General features: G+C 66.6%; 2 protein-coding genes. Both read right to left on the bottom strand.

The window, feature by feature from the left end; genetic code table 11:
- Positions 1–421: sugar phosphate nucleotidyltransferase (locus tag MKK65_RS27170; protein ID WP_243961243.1), on the bottom strand; the 421-nt coding region annotated here is incomplete at its 3' end.
- A 59-nt stretch (positions 422–480) separates the two neighbouring features.
- A partial coding sequence (locus tag MKK65_RS27165) for a glycosyltransferase (RefSeq protein ID WP_243961242.1) occupies positions 481–876 on the bottom strand: 396 nt, incomplete at its 5' end.

Raw genomic sequence — 876 nt, 5'->3', positions numbered from 1 at the left:
GCGCGCCCACGGCGGCGGCCTTCACGGCGTCGACGAAGGCCTGGGTGTCGGGCACGACGTGGTCGGCGGCCATGATCAGCACCACCGCCTGCGGGTCGATCGCGGCGGCATGCAGCGCGGCCACCGCCACGGCGGCGGCGCTGTCCCGGCCCTGGGGTTCGAGCACGATGTCGGCGGCGATCCCGAGCTGGCTGCACTGCTCGGCGACGATGAACCGGGCCTCGGCCGAGGCGATCACGGTCGGCTTGGCGAACACGGACGCATCCGCGACCCGCTCGAGGCTGGCCTGGAAGGTCGAGGTCTTCGCATCCACCAGCCGGGCGAACTGCTTGGGCATGCTCTCCCGCGAGGCAGGCCACAGACGCGTCCCCGTGCCGCCGCACAGGATCATGGGATAGACCATATCGATAGTCTCAGGCATCAAGATAGATCTTTCACAAATGATGTTCTGAACTTCAAGACAGAACGATTAGCCAAAACTCACTTCAATAGGTCGAGCTGTCCGCCGGCCCTGACCGGGCGGTGGCCGTGGTCCTCGCGCTTGAGGACGCCGTCGATGAACTGTGCCATCGCGCCGGTGAAGCGCTCGATGCTGAACTCGGAGGCCCGGCTGACCAAGTCGCTGGGCCTCGGCGCGATCGCCTTGCACCGCGCGATGGCGTCGATCAGAGCGTCCACCGACTGCTCGTGGAAGAACGTACCGGTCACCCCCTCCTGCACCGTCTCGGTCGCGCCTCCCTTGCCATAGGCGATTACCGGCCGGCCACTCGCCATGGCCTCGACCGGAACGATGCCAAAATCCTCCTCGCCGGGGAAGATCAGCGCTTGGCAGCGGGCGTAATGATGCTTCAAAACCGCGAAGGGCTGAGGGCCGAG

Source organism: Methylobacterium sp. J-001, assembly GCF_022829565.1.
Classification (GTDB): Bacteria; Pseudomonadota; Alphaproteobacteria; order Rhizobiales; family Beijerinckiaceae; genus Methylobacterium.
Note: the sequence above shows the minus strand (reverse complement) of the source record. Positions and strands in the feature narration are given on the sequence as shown.